Here is a 21,996-nt window from a genome sequence, read left to right on the forward strand (position 1 = left end):
GCCGCTAGCGGCTCCTGCGCAGACGAATGGACACGCTGTCGGATGAACCGGCAGCGTCCATGACCGTCAGTCGGACGAACCCCTCGCCCGCTGGCTGCCACATCAGGAGACCGGCCGCGTCGGTCACTCCTGCCGGCTCTTCGTCGACGAGCACCCTCACGCCCTCCCCGCCTTGTATTTTCAAGGGAACCGGCGTTGAGGGCTCGACGTCCAGCGTCGCGCCCGAAGGCGGAAAGACGATGCGTGGACCGTTCGACGCTCCGGCATACCCGTCCCATCCCTGAAAGCGTCGCAGTGCCACCGGCAGGTCGCCGTTCCGAGCGACCAGTGCGTCGTGCGGCGGCGGCGGCAAGGGTGCCGGCCGGGACACCAGCCGGGCGAAGGCATCGAACAATAAAGGCGCGGCCCTTTCCCGCCCGATCATCCCCGGCACGGGTTGGCCGTCGGGCCGGCCGATCCATACGGCAATCGTGCGACGCCCGTCGAAACCGACCGACCAGGCATCCCGGTAGCCGAAAGATGTTCCGGTCTTGAAGGCGATCAGGCCGCCGCGTGCGTTGCGGGGCGGGGGCGAGCCGGCCAGTATCCCGGCGAGATACCAGCTCGCGACCGGCGACAAAATCGTCCTGCTTTCAACAGCTTGTCCCGCAATTCCCTCTTCGAGGCGATGACGGGCCCGGTGCAACGCGCCGCCATTCGCGAGCCCTGCATAGAGGGTCGCAAGCCCTTCCAGCGTGACCCCTGCGCCACCCAGCCCGACCGCCAATCCCGGCACATCCCCCGGTGGCAGCCGCATGTCGACGCCCGCGGCGCCGAGGCGAGCGGCAAGACGCTGCGGCCCTACCGCCTGCATCAGGACGACCGCTGGTACGTTGAGCGACATCTGCAATGCCCGCTTCACCGAAACCGTGCCCTGATAGTCGAGGTCGAAGTTGCGGGGCCGGTAAGCCCCGAAGCGGGTCGGCCGGTCCTCGATCAGCGTCTCCGGGTGGACCAGCCCATCTTCGAAAGCCATCCCATATATCAAGGGCTTGAGGGTCGAACCCGGCGAGCGGAACGCGTGCGTCAGGTCGACCGCGCCCGCCCGGCCGCGGTCCTGCGGATCGGCGCCGCTGACCCGTGCCAGAATCTCCCCGGATGCGTTGTCGACCACCACCATCGCCAGCGAGACGCCCGGCTCCAGCGTCGCCGCGCGCTCGATGGCGAGGGCTTCGAGCCGCTCCTGTGCCGCCATGTCGATGGTCAGGCGGTGGAGCGTCGCGGAAGGGCATTCCTGTCGGGCCTCCTCCGCCGCGTGGAAGGCGAGATTCGGCAATGCCCGACGCCCCGCAGGCGCCTCGGCAGCAAAGGCGAACTCCGCCTCCGCGGCCTCGAATAGACCTTTTCCCTCAAGACGTTGTATCACCCGCCGGCGTCCCGACGCGGCGGCGGAAGCCTGCCGGTCCGGCCGCCGCGCCTCCGGGGCCTGCGGTAGGGCGACCAGCAGCGCGGCTTCGGCCAGAGAGAGCCGGCGCGGCTCCTTGCCGAAATAGGCGAGACTCGCCGCCCGCACGCCTTCGAGATTGCCGCCGAATGGCGCCAACGTTATGTAAAGCTGAAGGATTTCCTGCTTTGAGAGTCGGGCTTCCAGCTCGATGGCACGGCGCATTTCCGCCAGCTTCGCCCATAAGGTGCGCTCGGGGCGCGGCTCCAGCAGGCGAGCGACCTGCATGGTCAGGGTCGAGCCGCCGGAAACGATGCGGCCATGGGTGACGAACTGCCAGGCCGCTCGCAGGATCGCCCTCGGATCGATGCCGGCATGCTCATAGAAACGCTTGTCTTCATACGCGATTAGCATGGATACATAACGTGGATCGACCTGCGAGGCATCGGCGGCCAGCCGCCAGCGGCCATCCGGCAAGGTGAAGGGCCGCAGCAGCCGTCCATTGCGGTCGAGCACCTCGACGGAGGTGGCGATCATCGGCGGCGGCGATGCGGCGGCGCGCACGCCGGCGAGCCAAGCATATGATCCCGCTGCGAAAATCGTACCCGCCAGCAACGCGCCCGCAGCGAGACGCTGCCAGAGCGGGCGCGGCTTCTCGCTCACCGGCCGCGCTCCGTCACCACGGTGGTGCCGGCTCCGGTACGGGCGAAGCGGCCTGGGCGATACATGTCCTCCACGGTCGCCGGGGGATGCGCATAAGTGCCCGGCGCGACGGCGCGCACGATATAGGCCACGCGCAAAACCTCTGGTTCTTCAGAGGCTTGCGTTCGATCGAATGCCGCCAGGAAATGGGTGTCGCGGAACTCGGCATGCGCGGTTTCGGTGGTCTCCCCCAGCCAGGACAGCGTGCCGGCATCCGCGCCCACCGCCAGGGCGGGATTGTCGATCTCGAAACCGGCCGGCAGCCAATCGACGATCATCACCTGCGAGGGGGCATATTCGTCCTCGCGGGCTTCAAGAACGACGACAAGGCGCTGGTTTTGCTCGACTTTTGAGGGATCGATGGAGTTGCCGGCGAGATCGAAATAGGAGCGTTCGAGGGCGAAGCCGCTGGCGGCGGCCGGCTCCGGGCTCGCGGGCGGACCGTCGATCGACACCGCGACATCGACCGGCGCCGAACCGCGATTGGTCAGTACGGTGCGGTGTGCAGTGAGTCCAGCCGGTGCGAAAATCCGTTCGAACAGGCCAGAATGGGCCGAACCGTCGATATCGAGGCTCACTCCCCTGGCCTCGCGGGCGGCACGGGCAGCGAGCAGCAGCCAGGCATCCTCCTGGGTCGAGGTCGGCCCCGCTTCCTTCCCGACGGCCACCGCCCGGGCGCGGGCGGTGCGCGCGGTGGCGGGGAAGCCGCCTTCCGCGGCGAGCGTCGCGACCCCGGCGGCGTCGCGCAGTTGCGAGCCGAAGTCGGCGCGCCCCAGCAGGTCGGCCTCCGGCTGCGCCGGCAGCAGCTCCAGCGCGGCGGTGAAGGCCTTCTCGGCGCGCCCCTTGTCCCCGAGCAGGCCGAGGGCAGCGGCGATGTTGCCCCGCGCGAAGGGTGAGGAGACGTCGTCCATCTTGGCATCGGCGACGTAGCGGAGATCGCCGAGCGGGGCGCGGCCGTTGCGGGCGAGCACATAGAGGGCATAGGCGGCGCCGTCGTCGGTCGCCCCGTCGCCGGCATAGGCGAGCGCGTTGCGCAGCCGGTCGAGGGCGAGGCGGAACGGCACTTCCGGCACCACGAAGCCACGCTCGCGGGCGCGGGTGAGGAAATCGCTGACATAGGCGTCGAGGAAAAGGTCGTTGCCGCCGGCCTGCCACAACCCGAACGAACCATCCGAGCCCTGCCGCGCCACCAGCCGGGCAATGGCGTCGCGCACGGTCTTGCCCGGGTCGTTCTTCAAATCGAGACCCTTGGCCAGCTCGGCGGAATAGAGCAGCGGCAAAGCGCGGCTGGTGAGCTGCTCGGAGCAGGCAAAGGGATAGCGGTCGAGCGCCACCATCAGCGCCGGCACGTCGAAGGCGGGATCGCCGCCGGCCGAGACGGTGACGCGGCCGGTGCCAGGCACGAGGTCGGCGATCAGGTCGCCGCTCAGCGTCATCGCGCCGCCCGGCGGCAGCGAGGTGACGGTGCGGCGGCTGATGGAGGGATAGGCCGGACGCACCTCCAGCGCATAGTCGCGCACGATGCTCAACCCGTCCGGCCCGCCGAGGCGGACGGAGACCTTGGCCGGACCGATGCCGGCGCCCTGCAACGGCACCCTGAGGCTGTGGCGGGCGCCCGGCGCCAGTGCCAGCGTCGCCGGGGCATTGCCGAGCTTCACCGGGCCGTCGGCCACCAGCGACAGGGAATAATCGCCGGCCGGGCCATCGACATTGTCGAGCGCGAGGTTGAGCGTCGAGCGGTCGCCGGCGCCGAGGAAGCGCGGCAGCGTCGTCGTCGCCACCACCGGATCGCGGATCACCACGTCCTTCTCGCCATGGCCGACCGCCTCGCCGGACCATGCCACTGCCATCAGCTTGCCGGTGCCGTCGAAAGCCGGCACCGCGAAATCGATGGTCGCCCTGCCCTGCCCGTCCAGCTTCACCGGGCCGGCGAACAGGGCGAGCGGCGGCTGGGTCGGCGGATCGGCCTGCAGGCCCTCGTCCATGGCATCGCCGCCGGAGCGCAGGCGACCGCGCGCGCCCTGCATGCCGTCGATCAGCTGGCCGTAGAAATCGCGTACCTGCGTCCCCAGCTGGCGCTGGCCGAGATAGAAGCCGTCCGGGTCCGGCGCCTTGAAGCCGGTGAGGTTGAGGATGCCGACATCGACCAGGGCGAGCGTCACATAGGCCTCGCCGGCGCCGGCGCCCTTCACGGAGACGGGAACCGAGAGGGTGGTCTCCGGGCGGATGCGCTCGGGAGCGTCGAGCGCCACTTCCAGCACCCGCGCGGCGCGATCCACCCCGAACCAGGCGAGGCCGATGGCACGGCCGGGATTGCGGCCGGCGGCGACATCGAGCGGCCGATGCAGGAAGGCGAGCGCATAGGCGCCCGGCCCCCACGCCGCCGCGACGTCGAAGCCGACGCTCGAATCGCCGGCGGGCACGTCGAGCGTCTTCGACGCCAGCACGCCATCGCCGACGATCAGCACCGTCGCCGAGCCGGCATAACGGCTGCTCAGGTGAAGGTTGAGCTTTTCGCCGGCGGCATAGTGCGGCTTGTCGAGGGTGAGATCGAGCCGATCCGGCGCATCGGCGGTGGCGCCTCCGCCCCAGCCGGCCTCGAAGGACACGGCGGTGGAGAGGCGGCTGGCACCGGCGCCCGAGGTCACTTCCAGCCGGTAGCGGCCCCATTCGACCGGCACCTCCAGCCGCGCCGGCTTGTCGGCGGCGAGGTCCAGCGTGCCGTCGGCCACCTTGCGGGTGGCCTGCACCGGCTCGAAATCCCAGCTATTGCCGACGCGATACCATTGATAGCGGTTCTCGACACGGTAGAGCGTCCAGGCGACGCCGGCTGCCGGCTGCTGCTGGCCGGAGCTGTCGACCATCGCCATCTCCACGACGGCGCTGGTGCCCTCGGCTGGGCCGGAGCCGGTCCAGAGCGGCTTGACGCCGAGACCAGCCGCGGACGGCATCACCGGCAGGGTCAGCGACCGGCGGATGGCGCGGCCGCCCCCCTCCTCCAGCGACACGAAGATCTCCGCCTCCAGCGGCTGGCCGGTCGCCTGGGCGGCGGGCAGCGCGGCGGAAAGATGCGCCTTGCCGGCATTGTCGGTGACGCGGGTGTCCGGCAACGGCTCGCGCACCGCGGTGAAGCCGTCATCCGGCCGGCCGAAGCGCCAGCCCGGCCAGCCGGGGCGCGCCGCGGCGACCTTGAGTTCGATCTCGCCGGAAACGTCGAGCCCGGCGGCCGGCGGGCCGAACAGCCAGCGCCCCGCGGCATCGATGGTGGCGGGCGCACCGGGGGCGATCTGCTTCGCGCTGGTGGAAAGCTCGAGAGCGAGCCGCTCGGGGACGTAATCCTCCACAAGGAAGGTCGTCGAGCCGACCGGCGTGCCGCGCGGGTCGACATAGGCCTCGACGCGCCAGGTGCCGGTCATGGCGCCGCCCATCAGCTCGAAGGCGGTGCCGCGCCCGCCGGCGCCCTGATCGTCCACGAGCACGCGGCGATCCTCGACGCCGTCTGGGCGCTTGAGCACGAAGGTGAGCGGCACGCCGCCCACCGCCGCCACCTGCGGATCGCGCAGCAGCGCGGTGAGATGCACGCTCTCGCCGGGGCGGTAGACGCCGCGCTCGGTGGTGACGAAGGCATCCATGCGGCCGGGAGCGGCGCGCCCGCCCACCCCGCGATCCGTCAGGTCGAAGGCCTGATCCTCCAGCGACAGGAAGGCATAATCGTCGCCCTCCCCCCGCGCCACCACGACGGCCGGGGCGAAACCCTCGGTGCCGCGGGTGATGGCGGCGTCGAACATGGCGGCGCCGTTCGCATTGGTGCGGGCGGTGGCGAGCAGCTCGTTGGACTTGGCCAGCAGGCGGATCTCGGCATTGGCCACCGGCTTCGCCGAGCCGAGCGCGCGCACCAGCACATGCAGGCCGTCGGTGCCGGACAGCGCGGTCATGCCGAGATCGGAGACGATGAACCACTGCGCCGAGCGGGTGGCGTAGTCGTCGTCCGGGCCGGCGGCATCGCCGGCCGGGCGGGCGGCGAGCACATAGACGCCGGGCTTCAGCGCCCCGACCGCCTCGTCGACCGGAAAGGCGGTGGTGGTGTCCTCGTTGAGCGGCGAGGCGGTCTCGAGTTCGCCGGCGAAGACCCGCTCCGCCTGCCCGTCCTTGAGCTGCGAGAGATCGTAGGAGCCGAGGTCGCGGCGGAAATCGCCGTCCAGCGCGATGGGAATCAGCGAGCGGTCGCCGATGCGCAGCACTTCCACCGCCACGCGGGAGGTGTTCACCGTGACGACGGGGATGGAGCGCGGCCCGGTGCGCGGCAGCACATAGGCGCGGCCGGTGAAGCGCACGCCGGGCTTGCGGTCCCGCACATAGATGGTGAGGTCGGCATTGGCCTGCAGCTTCTCCGCCACCACCACCGAGGGCAGGCCGGCGCGCAGGGTGACGTCATAGGCCCCGCCATGGCGCAGGCCCTCGACGCAGAGCTGCTGGCCGTCCACCGACACCGCCGGCTTGTCGACCGCCCCGCCGGGACCGGCCAGGGTGACGAAGGTGGCGAAATCGACCGGCCCCTTCGCCAGATCCTCGGAGAACTGCACGCAGGCACGCGGGCTGGCCGCGTCCGAATCGACGGTGTAGTCGAGCATGCGGAAGCCCTGCTCGGCGCGCAGCTTGTCGTAATAGGCGCGCTCGGCGGGCACGTCGCGCACGTCCAGCGCGAGCGACAGCGTGTCCAGCGCGGCGCGCCAGAGCGAGCGCTCGGCATAGAGATGGCCGACGGCGTAGAGCGCGTCGGCCTGCGCGTTGCGGGTGGTCGCCCGGCGATAGGCGATGAAGGCGCTCGCGGTGGCGCGGTCGAGGAAGGTATCGGCGCTCTCGTCCTGGTTCGGCTTGATGCGGGCGAGCGCGCGCGACAGGCGCATCCACAGGCCGGCATCGTCCGGCGTCACGCGGGCCAGCCGGGCGTAGAGATCGGCGGCGGTGCGCGCATCGCCGGCCTGAAGCGCGGCATCGGCATCGCGGCGCAGCTGCGCGGCGGGCTTCTCCAGCGGCGTGCGGTCGCGATCGACCAGCGACTGCAGGCGACGGGCGGATTCGACGAGATCGGGACGCGAATAGGTTCGCGGCAGCGCCGGATCGGCCGCCGGCTGCGCGGTGGCGGCGGGCTGGACGGGCGGCTTGGCGGGCGGCTTGGCGGGCGGCTTGGCGGGCGGCTTGGCGGGCGCGGCCGGTTGCGCCGCCGCCGGCCGGGCGGCCGGCGCGGGCTTCGGCGGCGCGGTCTGGGCGAAGGCCGGCGCGCCGGCGAGAAGCGCGAGGACGAGCGGGGCGGCCAAGCCATGCATCAGGCTTCGCACCGACAGGACCGGGCGAAGGATGGCGGCACGAACGGCAGCGGGCATCTCGTCTCTCCCCGGGTGTTTCCGGCCTGCCGCCGCCGGAACGGAACCGCGGCGGGCAACGTGTCGGAACCTTCCGCCGTCTTGGCGACGGTCGCATGAAGTGACGGAAGGATAGGCCGGAATCGGCCGCCCCGCCATGTCGTCGGCGCCCCGCCGCGCCCGCCACGGCGCGCTCGCGAGCGGCCCGCCACTGGCGGCGAAACGCGGGCGCCACATATGACGCGGATGCGACACGGCGCTGTGGGCACGGGAGATTGCTGCGCCGGCGCCATTGAATAGCCGGGCGCGCTTAGGTATACGGGCCGTCACCCACGCGGGAGGCCTGCCGGGACGAGCGCTCCGGCGGGCATATTCCGATTCACATCGTGGCCGGACGCGGCCACAGAGACAGAGGCATTCCATGTCTTCCACGTTCGAGACCGTCGCCAACATCATCGCCGAGACGTGCGACATCCCGCGCGAGAACATCACGCCCGAGAGCCATGCCATCGACGATCTCGGCATCGACAGCCTGGACTTCCTCGACATCGCCTTCGCGATCGACAAGGCGTTCGGCATCAAGCTGCCGCTCGAGCAGTGGACCCAGGAAGTGAACGAGGGCAAGGCGACCACCGAGCAGTATTTCGTGCTCGAGAACCTCTGCGCCCGCATCGATGAGCTGATCGCCGCCAAGTCCGCCTGAGCGGGCTGGCAGGGCGTACGGGCAGGCGCAGGCAGACATGCGGCTCGAATATTTCCAGATGGTCGACAAGGTGCTGGCTCTCGATCTCGAGGCCCGCACCCTGAGGACGGCCAACACCGTGCCGGACCAGAGCCCGATCTTCGAGGGGCACTTTCCGGGCCATCCGCTGCTGCCGGGCGTGCTTCTGTTCGAGATCATGGCCCAGACCAGCGGCATGCTGCTGCTGCGGCTGCACAATTACGACCGCATGGCGTTCCTCGCCACGGTCGACAAGGGCAAGCTGCGCACCTTCGTCACCCCGGGCCAGGTCATCGAGGTGTTCTCCCAGCTGGTGCATGACGGCTCCGGCTTCGCGCGGCTGAAGGCCGAGGGGCGGGTCGAGGGCAAGCTGGTGTGCAATGCCGAGGTGACGCTCAAGACCATGCCGTTCCCGGCGCCGGAGCTGCGCGGCTACCTCCTCCAAACCGCCGAGCGCATCGGCATGCCGATGGACGCATCCGCCCCCGCGGGCGGGCCGGCCCCGGCGAGCGTAGGAAACCTCACGCATGTCTAAGCGCCGTGACGTCTGGATCACCGGCATCGGGCTCGTCTCGTCGCTCGGTGAAGGGCTGGAAGCCCATTGGGCGGCGCTGAACCAGGGCCAGCCGGTCGTCGACGAGACGGGCTTCTCGCCCTATGTCGTCCACCCGCTGGCCAAGATCAATTTCGACAGCCAGATCCCCAAGAAGGGCGACCAGCGGCAGATGGAGCCCTGGCAGCGCATCGGCACCTATGCCGCCGGGCTGGCGCTCGATTCGGCCGGGATCAAGGGCGACAAGGAAATCCTCGGCGCCACCGACATGGTGGTGGCGGCCGGTGGCGGCGAGCGCGACCAGACGGTCGACGGCGCCATCCTGACCGAGATCGAGAAGCAGCCGAAGCCGGACGTGTTCCTGAACGAACAGTTGCAGTCCAACCTGCGCCCGACGCTGTTCCTCGCCCAGCTGTCCAACCTGCTCGCCGGCAACATCTCCATCGTGCACGGCGTCACCGGCTCGTCGCGCACCTTCATGGGCGAGGAGAGCTCGGGCACCGACGCGGTGCGCATCGGCTTCTCGCGCATCGCCGCCGGCACCAGCGAGATCGCCCTCGTCGGCGGCGCCTACAATGCCGAGCGGCGCGACATGCTGCTGCTCTACGCGCTGAAGCATCTCGCCAAGGCCGCGCCCTGGTCGCCGGTGCTGAGGGACGCGAACGGCGTGCCGACCGGCTCGGCCGGCGCCTTCCTGGTGCTGGAATCGCCGGAACATGCCCGCGCGCGCGGTGCGAAGCCGATAGCCAAGCTGTCCGGCATCTGGTCCGAACGGGCGCGGCGCGGCGAGGACGGCGCCATCGAGGCGACGCTGGCGACGATGATCGCCGGCGCCCTCGGCGACACCACCGACGGCACCGCCATCCTTTCCGCCGCCTCGGGCGCGCCGCAGCCGACCAAGGCCGAGGCCGTGGTGCTGGAGCGCTCCGGCCTGCCGGTGCGCTCGGTCACCGACCGCGTCGGCCATGGCCTGGAGGCGCAGATGCCGGTGGCGCTGGCCATCGCGGCGCTGAGCGTCTCCGAAGGCCGGCTGTTTCCGCCGCTCGCCGGCGAGACGCTGGAAAAGCCTTTCGACGGCCCGCTGAAGCGTGCCATCGTCACCGGAGTGGGGCATTGGCGCGGAGAAGGCGTGGCGCTGGTGGAGCGTATCGACTAGGTCCGGTTCCGCAGGGAAGAGGAAGCCCTGCAAGGGAACGGACCTGGCCGACCGATCTTAAAGCGCCTTCTTGACGATCAGGCCTATCCGCTTGATCGACAAGGTCTAACCCGCACGGGGAGCGCGAGCTCCCGAGGAGCACATCATGGCGTCCTATACCGACAAGGCCGGTCGGCCGATCGTCGTCGTCACCGGCATGGGCCTGGTGACGTCGCTCGGCCAGGGCAAAGAGGACAACTGGGCGAAGCTCACTGCGGGCAAGTCCGGCATCCACCGCATCACCCGTTTCCCGCTCGATTCGCTGCGCACCACCATCGCCGGCACCGTCGACTTCCTGTCCGACTCGGGCCGCACCGCGCCGGACCTCTCCGAGCAGCTGGCGCAGCTGGCGGCGGACGAGGCGATCGCGCAGTCGGGCATCGGCTCCAAGGGCAATTTCCCCGGCCCGCTGTTCTGCGCCGTGCCGCCGATCGAGATCGAGTGGCCGCAGCGCCGCATCCTGGCGCAGGAAGCCGCCGCCAACGCCGCCGTCACCTATGACGACCTGCTGCGCGCCGCCGAGACGCACGACCACGGCGCCTGGCACGAGCGCTTCCTCTACGGCTCGATCGCCGATCACCTCGCCGACCGCTTCGGCACCCGCGGCCAGCCGATCTCGCTGTCCACCGCCTGCGCCTCCGGCAATACCTCGATCCAGCTCGGCGTCGAGGCGATCCGCCGCGGCGACTGCGACGCGGCGCTGTCCATCGCCACCGACGGCTCGGTGACGGCGGAAGCCCTCATCCGCTTCTCGCTGCTCTCGGCGCTGTCGACCAATAACGAGAACCCGGCGGCGGCCTCGCGGCCGTTCTCCAAGAACCGCGACGGCTTCATCATCGCCGAGGGCGCCGGCGCGCTGGTGCTGGAAAGCCTGGAGCACGCAGTGGCGCGCGGGGCGAAGATCCTCGGCGTGATCGAGGGCGTCGGCGAGATGGCCGACAGCTTCCACCGCACCCGCTCCTCGCCGGACGCCAAGCCGGTGATCGGCTGCATGCGCGCGGCGCTGGCCGATGCCGGGGTGAGCCCGGACGAGATCGACTACATCAACGCCCACGGCACCTCGACGCCGGAGAACGACCGCATGGAGTTCACCGGCATGAGCGCGGTGTTCGGCGAGCGGATCGGCTCGATCCCGCTGTCGTCCAACAAGTCGATGATCGGCCACACGCTGACCGCCGCCGGCGCCATCGAGGCGGTGGTGTCGGTGCTGACCATCCAGAACGGCCGCATCCCGCCGACCATCAATTACGAGACGCCGGATCCGGCGATCCCGCTCGACGTGGTGCCGAACGTCGCCCGCGACGCGCAGGTGAACCGGGTGATGTCGAATTCGTTCGGCTTCGGCGGGCAGAATGTGTGCGTGATCATGACGGGCGAGCCGGCGTGAGGGTCTTCGTCTTCACGCCCGCGATGATCTCGTCGACCCCTGCTCCCTCTCCCCGTGGGGGAGAGGGTCGGGGTGAGGGGCATCGCACGCTCCAGGGTTTCGCAGGCGTCCTTCCCCCTCACCCGGCGCTGCGCGCCGACCTCTCCCCCTCGGGGAGAGGTAAGGAAAGGGCGCACGCATGACGATGTCCCGCGTTCTCGTCACCGGCGGCGGGCGCGGCGTCGGCGCCGCCATCGTGCGGGCGCTGGCGTTCGGCGGCTTCGAGGTGGTGTTCACCGTCCGCACCGCCGTCGCCGAGGCCGAGGCGCTGATCGCCGAGATCAAGGCCGCGCGGCCCGAGGCGGTGCTGGAGGCGCGCCCGCTCGACCTCGCCGACAAGGGTGCGGTCGATGCGTTCGCGGCGCAGGTGGCCGAGGAGCCGTTCTTCGGCCTCGTCCACAATGCCGGCATGAGCTACGACACGCTCGCCGCCATGGTCGACCAGGACAAGGCCGAGCGGCTGATGCAGGTCAATTACTGGTCGTTCGTGAAGCTGGCCGGCGCGCTGATCCGCCCGATGTCGCGGGCGCGGGCCGGCCGCATCGTCGCCATCGGCTCCATCGCCGCCGACGTTGCCAATGCCGGCAACGCCATCTATGCCGGCTCCAAGGCGGCGCTGGCCGGCTATTGCCGCACGCTGGCCATCGAGGGCGCCCGGCGCGGGGTGACGGTGAACGTCGTCGCCCCCGGCTTCGTCGATACCGAGATGCTGGCGCCCTATGCCGCCTATCGCGCCAATGTCGAGAAGCAGATCCCGGCCGGGCGTTTCGCCAGGCCGGAGGACGTCGCCTCGGTGGTGGCCTTCCTGCTTTCGCCCGGCGCGGGCTATGTCACCGGCGCGACACTGCCGGTTGACGGCGGCCTCACAGCTGCTCTAGCCATCCAGCGCTGATCTTTCCGTTCCGCTCCTGAAGGAAGTGAGCCTCGCCATGCGCGCGCTTCAACTCGTCTCCGACCGCCAGCTCGATCTCGTCGACCTGCCCGCCCCCGAAGCCCCGGCCCCCGGCGAGGTGCAGGTTTCGATCAAGGCGCTGGCGCTCAACCATATCGACGTGTGGGGCTGGCGCGGCATGGCCTTCGCCAAGCGCAAGATGCCCCTCATCGTCGGCGCCGAGGCGGTGGGCGAAGTGACCGCCATCGGCGAGGGCGTGACCCGCTTCAAGCCCGGCTCCAAGGTCGCGATGTACGGCGCCCTCACCTGCGGCCAGTGCCGCATGTGCAAGTCCGGCCGCGACAACCTGTGCGAAGAGGTCGCCGGCGTGATGGGCTTCCATGTCGACGGCTTCGCCCGCGACCAGCTCAACATCAAGGAGCGGCTCTGCGTGCCGATCCCGGACGGGATCGACTGGGTCGACGCCGCCACCGCCCCCGTCACCTTCTCCACCGTCGAGCACATGCTGTTCGACAACGCCAAGCTGGAGCCGGGCGAGACCATTCTCGTCCACGCCGCCGGCTCGGGCATCGGCACGGTGGCGATCCGCATGGCCAAGGAGATCGGCTGCACGGTGATCACCACCGCCGGCGACGACGAGAAATGCGCCAAGGCGCTGGCGCTCGGCGCCGACCACGTCATCAACTACAAGACCGACCGCTTCGAGCACGAGGTCCGCAAGATCACCAAGAAGAAGGGCGTCGACGTGGTGTTCGAGCATGTGGGCGCCGAGACCTGGAACGGCTCGCTGCTCTCCATGCGCCCCGGCGCGCGCCTCGTCACCTGCGGCTCGACCTCCGGCGTGTCGGTGAACATGAACCTCATGCAGCTGTTCCAGCGGCAGTACCGCATCATCGGCTCGTTCGGCGCACCGATCCGCGCCATCGCCGACGGGCTGACCCGCATGGCGCGCGGCGTGAAGCCGGTGATCGACAGCCAGTTCGCCCTGGAAGACTTCGCCAAGGGACTGGAGCGGCTGGAGACCCGCCGGGTGTTCGGCAAGGTCGTCATCACCTTCTGATCCGACGGACGGACCCACGGGTGAGCACCGCCCTGCCCAATTCCAGGCTGCCTTGGCACAAGAAGCTGCGCAACGCCGTGATCTCCGGCACGGTGTGGGGAGTGGTGCGCCTGCTGCGGCTGGTGAGCGCCGAGCGGGCCGCCGAGGCCGGCGCCTTCTGGGCCAAGCTGATCGGCCCCCGCACCTCCGTGCACCAGCGGGCGCTGCGCAATCTGCGCCGCGCCTACCCTGAGAAGACCGAGGCCGAGCGCGAGGCGATCGCGCGGGGCATGTGGGACAATATGGGCCGCGTCGGCGGCGAGTTCGTCCATCTCGACCACATCTGGCAGTACAATATGTGGGAACCGGCCAAGAGCCGGATCGAGGTGTCGGGCGCGACGCAGTTCATCGCCATGCGCTATGACGGCAAGCCGGCGCTGATCTTCACCGCGCATCTCGCCAATTGGGAACTGCCGGCCATCGCCGCCGCCGCCCAGGGCCTCGACAGCGCGGTGCTGTTCCGCCCGCCGGACAATGATTTCCTCGCCGAATTGCTGCTCGACCAGCGCGCCAAGGTGATGGGCAACCTCGTCGCCGCCTCGCATGTGGCGGTATTCGAGCTCGCCGCCGTGCTCGACCAGGGCAAGCATCTCGGTATCCTCGTCGACCAGGACCGGCGCGGCGGGCCGGTGGTGAACTTCTTCGGCCATCCCTGCACAGCGAACCCGACCATCGCCCGCCTCGCCCGGCTCTATGAGTGCCCGGTGCACGGGGTGCGGGTGATCCGGCTGCCCGGCGGGCGCTTCCGCATCACCTGCACGCCGCCGCTCGACCTGCCGCGCGACGCCAACGGCAAGATCGACGTCGACGCCTCGATGCAGGCGATCACCTCGGTGGTCGAGGGCTGGGTGCGCGAGCATCCCGAGCAGTGGACCTGGTTCTACCGCCGCTGGCGCGAGCCGTAGCGCGCCGGCCTACTCCGCCGCGTGGCAGCAGACGCAGAGCTTGTTGCCGTCGGGGTCGCGGACATAGGCGCCGTAATAGTTCGGATGATAGTGCGGGCGCAGGCCCGGCGCGCCCTCGTCGCGGCCGCCGAGCTCCAGCGCGAAGGCGTGCCAGCGGGCGACCGTCGCCCGGTCCGGGGCGAGGAAGGCCGTCATCTGGCCATTGCCGGGATCGTGGGTGCCGTCGAACGGGGCGCCAATGAGGAAGAGCGGCCGGTCGGCATCGGCGGGCTTCCAGCCGGCCCAGCGGCTTTCCGGCTCGGCGAATTTGAGCGCCAGCCCGAGCATCTCCATCAGCGGCGCGTAGAAGGCCAGGGCACGTTCGTAATCGCTCACGCCGATACGCACATGCGAGAACATCGTCGCCTCCCCCACCCGCGGCCGGATGCCGGCCCTGCGCCTAGATCGCTTGTAGCGGCGCCGGAGCGAACGCGCCATGACGGCGGGTGACGATCTCCGCCATCCGCGCGCCGTCCGAGGCCCGATGCAGCTCAGCGGCGATACGCAGCTCGTCCACTCCCCCGGGCAGCAGGCGGGTGCGGACATCGATGCTGTCGCCGGCATCGAGATTGGCGTGGAAGCGGACGATACGCTCGCCCACCGGCAGGCCGGACGCCGGCAGCCAGCCCGCCGCGTGCAGCGCGCGCTCGGCGATGGCGACATAGGCAGGGAAATACAGGAAGCCGGCGCCGTTGAAATCCTCCGGCGGACAGGGCGTGAAGGAGAAATCGGCCGATGGCCCCTCCCCCTCGTCGAGCGCCGGCGGCTCCGGCTGCGCGCGCTCCCACAGCGGCAGCTCGGCGAGGCCGGGCACCTCGACCCGGCAGACGCGCCGGTTCGAGCCGTCCTCGCGACGGATGAAGGCGGACACCAGCGTCACCAGCCCCAGCGCCTCGCCACCGGCCTCCAATTCGTGCCGGCTGATCAGCTGGGTGCGCGACAGGCGCCACAGCCGCGAGCGGATGACGAGGACGGCGTCCTCGCGCGCCAGATCGAGCCGGGCCGCCTCCAGCCGGAGATGACGGAAGGCGGCATAGACGCGGTTGCCCTCCCGATCCTCCACCGCCGAGGGCGGGCAGCCGAGGCGATCGGCCAGCATCTGCCAGTGGAGATCGCCGAGCTGCTTGAGCAGCCAGCTCTCCGAGAGCCCGCCGGGCACCAGATGCGGCATGCCGAGCCGCAGCACGGTCTGCAATCCCGGCTCCATGACGAGGCGATGCGCGGGGGCGAGGAAGCTCATGGCGCTACCCCGCCTGCGCGAGCAGCTGGCGCGGCGCCGACACCGCGCCGACGAGATGCTCAACCACATGCTCGGCATCGGCGGCGACGCCGAGGAAACGGCCCGAGCCCCAGGTCCACAGCCAGGGCAGGCCGAGCACATAGAGGCCGGGCACATGGGTGACGCCGCGCCGCTGCACGGGATAGCCGATGCCGTCGAAGATCGGCAGGCCGACGAAGGACCAGTCCGGCCGGAAGCCGGTGGCCCAGATGACGCTGGTGATGCCGGCGCCCGCGAGGTCGAGTTCGGCCGGCTCCTCCGCCGGCTCCCACAGCGGGACATAGACCGAGGCCGGCGGCGCCTCGATGGCCTTCTCGGCGATGTGACGGTCGATCAGCGCGTTGATGCCGTTATAGACCTTGTCTGCGGCGTCGAGATTGGTCTTGAGGTCGGCGGCGAACCGCATGCGCCCACCGGAGACGCCCTGCACCCGGCCATAGAGCGCCATGCCGTCCAGCGCGAAGCGGCGCAGATCGATGTCGCGGCCGCCGTCGCGGCCGGTGAGATAGTGGTTGGTGTCGTGCCGCTTCTTGCCCATACCGTCATCGGCGACGGTGATGGCGTATTGGCCGATGTCCCACAGCCAGTCCACCACGTCGCGGCCGCGATAGAAGCGGGCGCAGCGCGGCGCGTTGCCGGTGGCGAGGTGCACCTTGCGCCCGGCGAGGTGCAGGTCCTCGGCGATCTGCGCGCCGGACTGGCCGGAGCCCACCACCATCACCGCGCCCGGCGGCAGGGCGGCGGCGCTGCGGTAGTCGACGGTGTGCATCTGCACGATGTCGTCCGGCAGCCGCTCGGCGGCGCGGGGAATGGAGGGCGTGCCATAGAGGCTGGTGGCGAGGATCACCGCATCGGCGGTGAAGGTGCCGGCTGAGGTCTCCACCCGGAAGCCGCTGCCGTGGCGCTCCACCGCGGTGACGGCGGTGTGCTCGAGGATCGGCGGCTTCACCTTGGCGCGGAAGCGGTCGAGATAGCCGAGGATCTCGTGCTTCACCATGAAGCCGTTGGGGTCGTCGCCGTCATAGGGATGGCCGGGAAGCTGGCACTGCCAGTTCGGCGTGACCAGGCAGAACGCGTCCCAGCGCTCGTCGCACCATTTGTGCATGGCGGTCTTCTTCTCGACGACGAGATGGTCGATGCCGGCACGGGTGAGATGGAAGGAGGCGGACAGGCCGGCCTGGCCGCCGCCGACGACGATGCAGCCATAATGGGCGCCGTCATGCGGGTTGCGCGTGGTCATCGGGCGGATCCTTGGGCAAATCCTTGGGGAAGCAGGAAGCGGAGGCAGGCGACCTGCGCCTGCGGGTGATCGGCGAAGAGGGCGGCGCGGCTCTCCAGCCGCGCCAGCTGGCCGAGCGCCAGCGAGCAGGGATGGCCGTAACGGGCGGCCACCCGCTCCGAGGCGAGGGTGAGCGACGTGCGGGCGCGGGCCATGAACTCGGCCAGCGGATAGACCTCGCCCTCCTCGAAATGGTCGCGGATGACGAGGGAGGGCGAGTAGCACTCCTCCGTCGTGCCGTCCGGCCAGGTTATGCGGAACCTCATCTCAGGCATGGAGCGATCTCCGGGCGATCTCCGCGAAGCGGATGTAAAGGGGCAGGTGCGCCTGGGCGACGCGCGCCCAGTCATGACGGGCGGCGACGTCGAAGCCGCGCGGGACGAAGGCGCCGCGCGCTCCGGGGCGCAAAGCGAGCGCCATGGCATCGGCGATGGCGGCGGGGCGCTGCGGATCGCACCAGATCGCCTCGTCATCGGCGAGATAGCCGGTGAAGGGGGCGATGCGGGAGACGACCACCGGGAGGCCGGATGCCATCGCCTCCAGCACGCAGAGGCCGAAGCCCTCCTTCACCGAGGCGAAGACGAGCGCGTCGGCGAGCCGGTAGAGGCGCGGCATGTCGGCATCGGCCAGCGGGCCGGTGACATGGATGCCGTGGCCGCCCGCCTGTGCCAGCCGAGCGGCGAATTCCTCCTGATAGGCGCCATGGTCCAGCAGCGAGGCGCCGCCGGCGATCACCAGCTCGGCCTTCGGATGCAAGGCGCGCAATTGCAGGAAGGCCTCGAGAATGCGCAGCGTGTTCTTGCGCGCCTCGATGCCGCCCACCGCCAGCAGTACCGGCCCGTCGCCGAGGCCGAGCCGGACGCGCAACGCCCCCTCCCCGCCATCCGGCTGCGGCCGGAAGCGGGCGAGGTCGACGCCATTGCCGGAAAGCGCGGCGGCGAGGCCGTAAGTCTCCGCGAGATGCGTCTGCCAGAGATGGCTGACCGCGAACCAGCCGTCGGCGGCCCGGATGGCGCGCTCCTGCAAGGCGGCGAGGCGCGGATCGGTGAAGGTGTCGATGTGGTGCACGGTGCGCAGGAAGCCGGGGATCGCGCCCCGCTGCTTCAGGGTCGCCAGCGCATTGCCGGAAATACCGTCATGGGCGTGGAAGAGATCGAAGCCCTCGGTGCCCTCGCTCTCGAAATGGGCGACATAGTCGGCGATGCGCTGCTCGACCATCGCCGTCATGCCGGCCGGGGCCGGGCCGGCCTTGAAGGCCACCGCCTCGCAGGCCGGCGCGCGGAAGAAGCCGGCGCCCCCGGCGTCGGGGGCGAACAGCACCGGGCGATGGCCGAGCGCCGCCAGCGCCTCGCACAGCGACATCGCATGCACGACGCCGCCGCGCGGATTGGTGGAATGGGTGAGCATGGCGATGCGCAGGGAACGCGCCATCACGCCATCTCCGCCTGTGCGAGGTCCGGCGTGCCGAGCCCCATCAGCCGCTCGGCGGCATAATCGCGGACGACCGCGCGGTGCGGGCCGCTCGACACGCTCACGGCATGGCCGGCGGAGACGGTGCCGATGGTCGCGGCGGCGATGTCGCGGTCGGCGAACAGCGAGAGGATCGCCGGCACGTCCGCCGGCGTCGCCGTGATGAGGAAGCCGAAGCTCGGGAAGCTGCGCAGCCAGCGCGGGAGCTCGACGCCCGCCGGCAGCGGGATGGCGTCGAGGTCGACGTCGATGGCGACGCCGGAGCATTCCGCCAGCATCACCGCCGTGCCGACGAGGCCGGCCTGGCTGATGTCCTTGGCGGCGCGGGAGAGGCCGCGCTCGGCGATTTCCGGCAGCAGCGCGAGATCCGCGCGCAGGCGCTCCGGCGGGGCGGCCAAGGCCGCCTGCCAGTTGTCGAAGGGTTCGCGATAGCTGCCCCGCGCATCGATGGCGGCGATCAGCACCTCGCCGGGGCGGGCGTCGAAGCTGGTGAGCAGGCGCGGACCGGCTCGGCCGAGCACCGCCACCGCGAGCTGCTCCTGCGCGGTGTGCAGGTTGGAATGCCCGCCGACGATCGGCACGCCATAGGCCTGCGAGGCCGCCCGCATGCCGTCGAGCACGGCGGCGGCGCTGTCGCCATCCTTGGCCCACACCGCGTCGACCACCGCGAGCGGGCGGCCGCCCATGGCGGCGATGTCGGAGAGGTTCACCATCACCCCGCACCAGCCGGCGAACCACGGATCGGCGGCGACGAAGCCGTTGATGAAGCCCTCGATGGCGAACAGGAGGTGCCCGTCGCCGTCCGGGATCGCCGCGCAGTCGTCGCCCACCGGCACCTGCGCGCCGGATAATCCGAGGCGCGCGGCAACCTCGCCGATCTCCGCCTTGGCTCTCAGACCGGCATTGGCGCGCAATTCCTCGACGAGGGTGGCGAAGGCGATGGCGTCCATCTCAGGCCGCCTTTCTGGGCAGCGCCACGAAGCCGAATTCCGGCTTGAAGCAGGGCGGGTAATACGCGAGGTCGGCCTGCATGCGGAAATGCCGGCGGCCGTGCAGCTCGACCTCCTCGACGATGCGCCAGTGCAGCCGGCGGAACAGCAGCGCGTTCTGCTCCTGCACATGGGCGAGGAAGGTCGTGCAGCCCATGGCGTGGGCGGAGGAGACGGCGAGCCTGATCAGCGTCGCCCCCAGCGCGCCGACGCTGCGATAATCGGCATCGACCGCGAGGCGCGAGCCCCACCAGGTGCCGGGCGCTTCCTCATGGATGCGCACCGTGCCGACCACCCGGTCGGCCGCCACCCCCATCATGGCCAGCGCGACGATCGGGATGGCGTAGTCGTCGATGCCGTCGCGGTCATCGCCCGCGAACAGGCCCTGCTCGCCGCAGAACACCGCGCGGCGCAGGGCATAGGCGCCCTCGCGCTCCCAGCGCGAGGCCGAGAACTTCACCTGATAGGCGCTGGCGACGAAAGGCTGCGGGTGCGGGACGCCTCCATCGATGATCATGGTGCCAGCCTCCGCTCATAGGTGGCGAGCGCCGAGCAGGCGCCGCAGCGCCCGCAGCCGGCCTTGATGTCGGTGGCCTTCAGCCCGCTTGTCACCAGCATCCGCGACAGCGGCGCCAGGATGGAGTTCATGAAGGCGGAGGACGGCGTCGGGTAGCTTTCCAGCGGCGTGCCGGAGATCGGCACGAACGGCACCACGAAGGGATAGACGCCCAGCGCGACCAGCTTCTCGCTGATGGCAAGGATCGCCTCGGCGGTGTCGCCGAGCCCGGCAAGGATGTAGGTCGACACCTGCCCGCGGCCGAACACCGGCACCGCCGCGGCGAAGGCCTCCATGTATCTCTCGACCGACACCTGCGCCTTGCCCGGCATGATGCGCTGGCGCACCCCCTCGGTGACGGCCTCCAGATGCATGCCCAGCGCATCGGCGCCGGCGTCCTTCAGCCGCTGGAACCAGCCGAAATCCTCCGGCGGCTCGCTCTGCACCTGCACCGGCAAATCGACCGCCGCCTTCACCGCCCGCACGCTCTCGGCGAGGATGGCGCAGCCGCGGTCGTCGCCCTTCGGCGTGCCGGTGGTCATCACCATGTGCTTGACGCCATCGAGCTCGACGGCCGCCTTCGCCACCTCGGCGAGCTGCGCCGGCGTCTTGTGGGCGATGGTGCGCCCGGCCGCCAGCGACTGGCCGATGGAGCAGAACTGGCAGGTCTTGGTGCGGCTCTGGTAGCGGATGCAGGTCTGCAGCACCGTGGTCGCCAGCACGTCGCGCCCGTGCAGTACGGCGATCTTGCTGTAGGGGATGCCGTCCGCCGTGGTGAGGTCGTAGAAGCGCGGCCGCGCCGGGAAGCTCACCTCGCCGACTCTGCGGCCGTCGCGGATGATGCGGCTGCGCCCGGCCTCGTCGGGCTTCTCCACCACATAGGGGCTGTCGAAGGCCGGCGCGGTGTGGACGGGCACCATCACCGTCATGCCGTCCAGCGTCAGCGCCTTGTGGTCGGAGGGCCCGGCGCCGCCGCGACGGCTCTCCAGCCCGGCCTTCGGATCAGACAGCCGCGCGCCGAAGGATTGCAGTTCGCTGATCAGAAGCTCGGTCGGCAGATCCTGCGTCGGATTCGTCGGCAAGGAGGTCTGGTCTTCCATCGGAGGGGCTCCCGGTTTCGGGCTGAGAGGGGAAGGCACCGTCGAGATGCAGCGGCTGGGCGGGGCGCGGGTCGAGCACCAGGTGCAGGAGCTCCGGCCGGGCGTAATGGCCGACGCTGTCCATCATCCGCTTGCGCTTGGTGATCAGGCCGAGATCGAGATCGGCGATCAGGATGCCCTCGCCGGAGGTCAGCGGCGGCACCACATGCCGGCCCTCCGGCCCGACGATGGCGGTCATGCAGCCGCCGCGCAGGGCGTTCTGCAAGCCCGTATCCGGTGTCACCGAGGCGATCTGCTCCTCGGTGAGCCAGCCGGTGGAATTGACCACGAAGCAGCCCGATTCCAGCGCGTGGTGGCGGATCGTCACCTCGATCTGCTCGGCGAAGATCGGCCCCACCAGCGAGCCGGGGAACTGCGCGACATGGATCTGCTCGTGCTGCGCCATCAGCGCGTAGCGGGCGAGCGGGTTGTAATGCTCCCAGCAGGCCAGCGCCCCGACCTTGCCCACGGCGGTGTCCACCACCTTGAGGCCGGCGCCGTCGCCCTGGCCCCAGATCATCCGCTCGTGGAAGGTGGGGGTGAGCTTGCGGCGCTTGAGCCTCAAGGAGCCGTCGGCGTCGAAGATGAGCTGGGTGTTGTAGAGCGAGCCGTGGTCGCGCTCGTTGACGCCGAGCACGATCACCATGGCGTGGCGCCGGGCGGCGGCGGCCACCGCCTCGGTCTCGGCGGAGGGCACCACCACCGCCTGCTCGTAGAGCCGCAGATGCTCGCGGCCCGACAGCACAGGCGGCAGCACGAAGGAAAAATACGGGTACCAGGGCACGAAAGTCTCGGGGAACACCGCGAGCTTCGCCCCCTTCGCCGCCGCCTCGGCGATGGCGTTCAGCACCCTCTCCATGGTGCCCGCGCGGGAGGCGAGATCAGGCGCGATCTGCACCGCCGCCGCGCGGATGATGGAACTGTCTGTCATCGTCGCTCCTCGCGAGAAGGGGGCGGCGGGCAGGC

The 21,996-nt window shown here is 70.5% G+C and carries 18 protein-coding genes; 7 read left to right on the plus strand and 11 right to left on the minus strand.

The genetic code is table 11. The features are described 5' to 3' along the window. Positions 1-4: 4 nt before the first annotated feature. Together pbpC and KHC19_RS00080 are read right to left on the minus strand one after the other, a co-directional pair. Entirely contained in the window at positions 5-2,086 is a 2,082-nt protein-coding gene (pbpC, locus tag KHC19_RS00075) for a penicillin-binding protein 1C (protein WP_343207610.1), read from the minus strand. Next, positions 2,083-7,509 carry an alpha-2-macroglobulin family protein gene (locus KHC19_RS00080; RefSeq protein WP_213349996.1) on the minus strand — a complete coding sequence of 1,809 codons (5,427 nt, stop codon included), beginning with the start codon at positions 7,507-7,509 and terminating at the stop codon, positions 2,083-2,085. Before KHC19_RS00080 ends, pbpC begins: the two co-directional genes overlap by 4 nt. Before the next feature lie 400 nt (positions 7,510-7,909). Here KHC19_RS00080 and KHC19_RS00085 point away from each other — a divergent pair, with 400 nt between their 5' ends. The 7 genes from KHC19_RS00085 to KHC19_RS00115 all read left to right on the plus strand — a co-directional run bounded on the left by KHC19_RS00085 (position 7,910) and on the right by KHC19_RS00115 (position 14,279). Beyond that, positions 7,910-8,191 (plus strand): acyl carrier protein, encoded by a 282-nt coding sequence (locus tag KHC19_RS00085; RefSeq protein ID WP_213349997.1) that lies wholly within the window; start codon positions 7,910-7,912, stop codon positions 8,189-8,191. Positions 8,192-8,228: 37 nt separating this feature from the next. Then, entirely contained in the window at positions 8,229-8,744 is a 516-nt protein-coding gene (locus KHC19_RS00090; RefSeq protein ID WP_213349998.1) for a 3-hydroxyacyl-ACP dehydratase FabZ family protein, read from the plus strand. After that, a complete protein-coding gene (locus KHC19_RS00095) occupies positions 8,737-9,918 on the plus strand; it encodes a beta-ketoacyl-ACP synthase (RefSeq protein ID WP_213349999.1) in 1,182 nt (393 codons plus the stop codon). The genes KHC19_RS00090 and KHC19_RS00095 overlap by 8 nt, the downstream gene beginning before the upstream one ends. Before the next feature lie 145 nt (positions 9,919-10,063). Next, entirely contained in the window at positions 10,064-11,344 is a 1,281-nt protein-coding gene (locus tag KHC19_RS00100) for a beta-ketoacyl-ACP synthase (RefSeq protein WP_213350000.1), read from the plus strand. Positions 11,345-11,522: 178 nt separating this feature from the next. Further along, positions 11,523-12,275, plus strand: a complete 753-nt coding sequence (locus KHC19_RS00105; protein WP_213350001.1) for an SDR family NAD(P)-dependent oxidoreductase — start codon at positions 11,523-11,525, stop codon at positions 12,273-12,275. 37 nt (positions 12,276-12,312) lie between these two features. Then, a complete protein-coding gene (locus KHC19_RS00110) occupies positions 12,313-13,335 on the plus strand; it encodes a zinc-binding dehydrogenase (RefSeq protein WP_213350002.1) in 1,023 nt (340 codons plus the stop codon). Positions 13,336-13,355: 20 nt separating this feature from the next. Continuing rightward, positions 13,356-14,279 carry a lipid A biosynthesis lauroyl acyltransferase gene (locus tag KHC19_RS00115; RefSeq protein ID WP_343207611.1) on the plus strand — a complete coding sequence of 308 codons (924 nt, stop codon included), beginning with the start codon at positions 13,356-13,358 and terminating at the stop codon, positions 14,277-14,279. A gap of 9 nt (positions 14,280-14,288) precedes the next feature. On the opposite strand, the gene KHC19_RS00120 is transcribed toward KHC19_RS00115, so the two are convergent. The 9 genes from KHC19_RS00120 to KHC19_RS00160 are packed head-to-tail and all read right to left on the minus strand — an operon-like array spanning position 14,289 to position 21,961. Further along, a complete protein-coding gene (locus tag KHC19_RS00120) occupies positions 14,289-14,678 on the minus strand; it encodes a VOC family protein (RefSeq protein WP_213350003.1) in 390 nt (129 codons plus the stop codon). A 40-nt stretch (positions 14,679-14,718) separates the two neighbouring features. After that, the gene (locus KHC19_RS00125) at positions 14,719-15,558 is read right to left on the minus strand and encodes a Pnap_2097 family protein (protein WP_213350004.1); all 840 of its coding nucleotides are present in this window, start codon (positions 15,556-15,558) and stop codon (positions 14,719-14,721) included. A 4-nt stretch (positions 15,559-15,562) separates the two neighbouring features. Then, on the minus strand, positions 15,563-16,837 hold the full coding sequence (locus KHC19_RS00130) for an MSMEG_0569 family flavin-dependent oxidoreductase (RefSeq protein ID WP_213350005.1): 1,275 nt from the start codon (positions 16,835-16,837) through the stop codon (positions 15,563-15,565). Next, positions 16,834-17,151 (minus strand): MSMEG_0570 family nitrogen starvation response protein, encoded by a 318-nt coding sequence (locus tag KHC19_RS00135; RefSeq protein ID WP_213350006.1) that lies wholly within the window; start codon positions 17,149-17,151, stop codon positions 16,834-16,836. Before KHC19_RS00135 ends, KHC19_RS00130 begins: the two co-directional genes overlap by 4 nt. Continuing rightward, positions 17,144-18,307 (minus strand): MSMEG_0565 family glycosyltransferase, encoded by a 1,164-nt coding sequence (locus tag KHC19_RS00140; RefSeq protein WP_213350007.1) that lies wholly within the window; start codon positions 18,305-18,307, stop codon positions 17,144-17,146. Before KHC19_RS00140 ends, KHC19_RS00135 begins: the two co-directional genes overlap by 8 nt. Further along, positions 18,307-19,296, minus strand: a complete 990-nt coding sequence (locus KHC19_RS00145; protein WP_213350008.1) for a sll0787 family AIR synthase-like protein — start codon at positions 19,294-19,296, stop codon at positions 18,307-18,309. Before KHC19_RS00145 ends, KHC19_RS00140 begins: the two co-directional genes overlap by 1 nt. Before the next feature lies 1 nt (position 19,297). Continuing rightward, positions 19,298-19,852: an MSMEG_0567/Sll0786 family nitrogen starvation N-acetyltransferase gene (locus tag KHC19_RS00150; RefSeq protein WP_213350009.1), complete on the minus strand. Its 555-nt coding sequence runs from the start codon at positions 19,850-19,852 to the stop codon at positions 19,298-19,300. Then, positions 19,849-20,991, minus strand: a complete 1,143-nt coding sequence (locus KHC19_RS00155) for an MSMEG_0568 family radical SAM protein (protein ID WP_213350010.1) — start codon at positions 20,989-20,991, stop codon at positions 19,849-19,851. Before KHC19_RS00155 ends, KHC19_RS00150 begins: the two co-directional genes overlap by 4 nt. Continuing rightward, positions 20,894-21,961, minus strand: coding sequence for a Nit6803 family nitrilase (locus tag KHC19_RS00160; protein ID WP_213350011.1), 1,068 nt, complete (start codon positions 21,959-21,961; stop codon positions 20,894-20,896). Before KHC19_RS00160 ends, KHC19_RS00155 begins: the two co-directional genes overlap by 98 nt. Positions 21,962-21,996 lie beyond the last annotated feature (35 nt).

The sequence above is a fragment of the Ancylobacter oerskovii genome (genome assembly GCF_018390555.1).
GTDB classification, from domain to species: Bacteria; Pseudomonadota; Alphaproteobacteria; order Rhizobiales; family Xanthobacteraceae; genus Ancylobacter; species Ancylobacter oerskovii.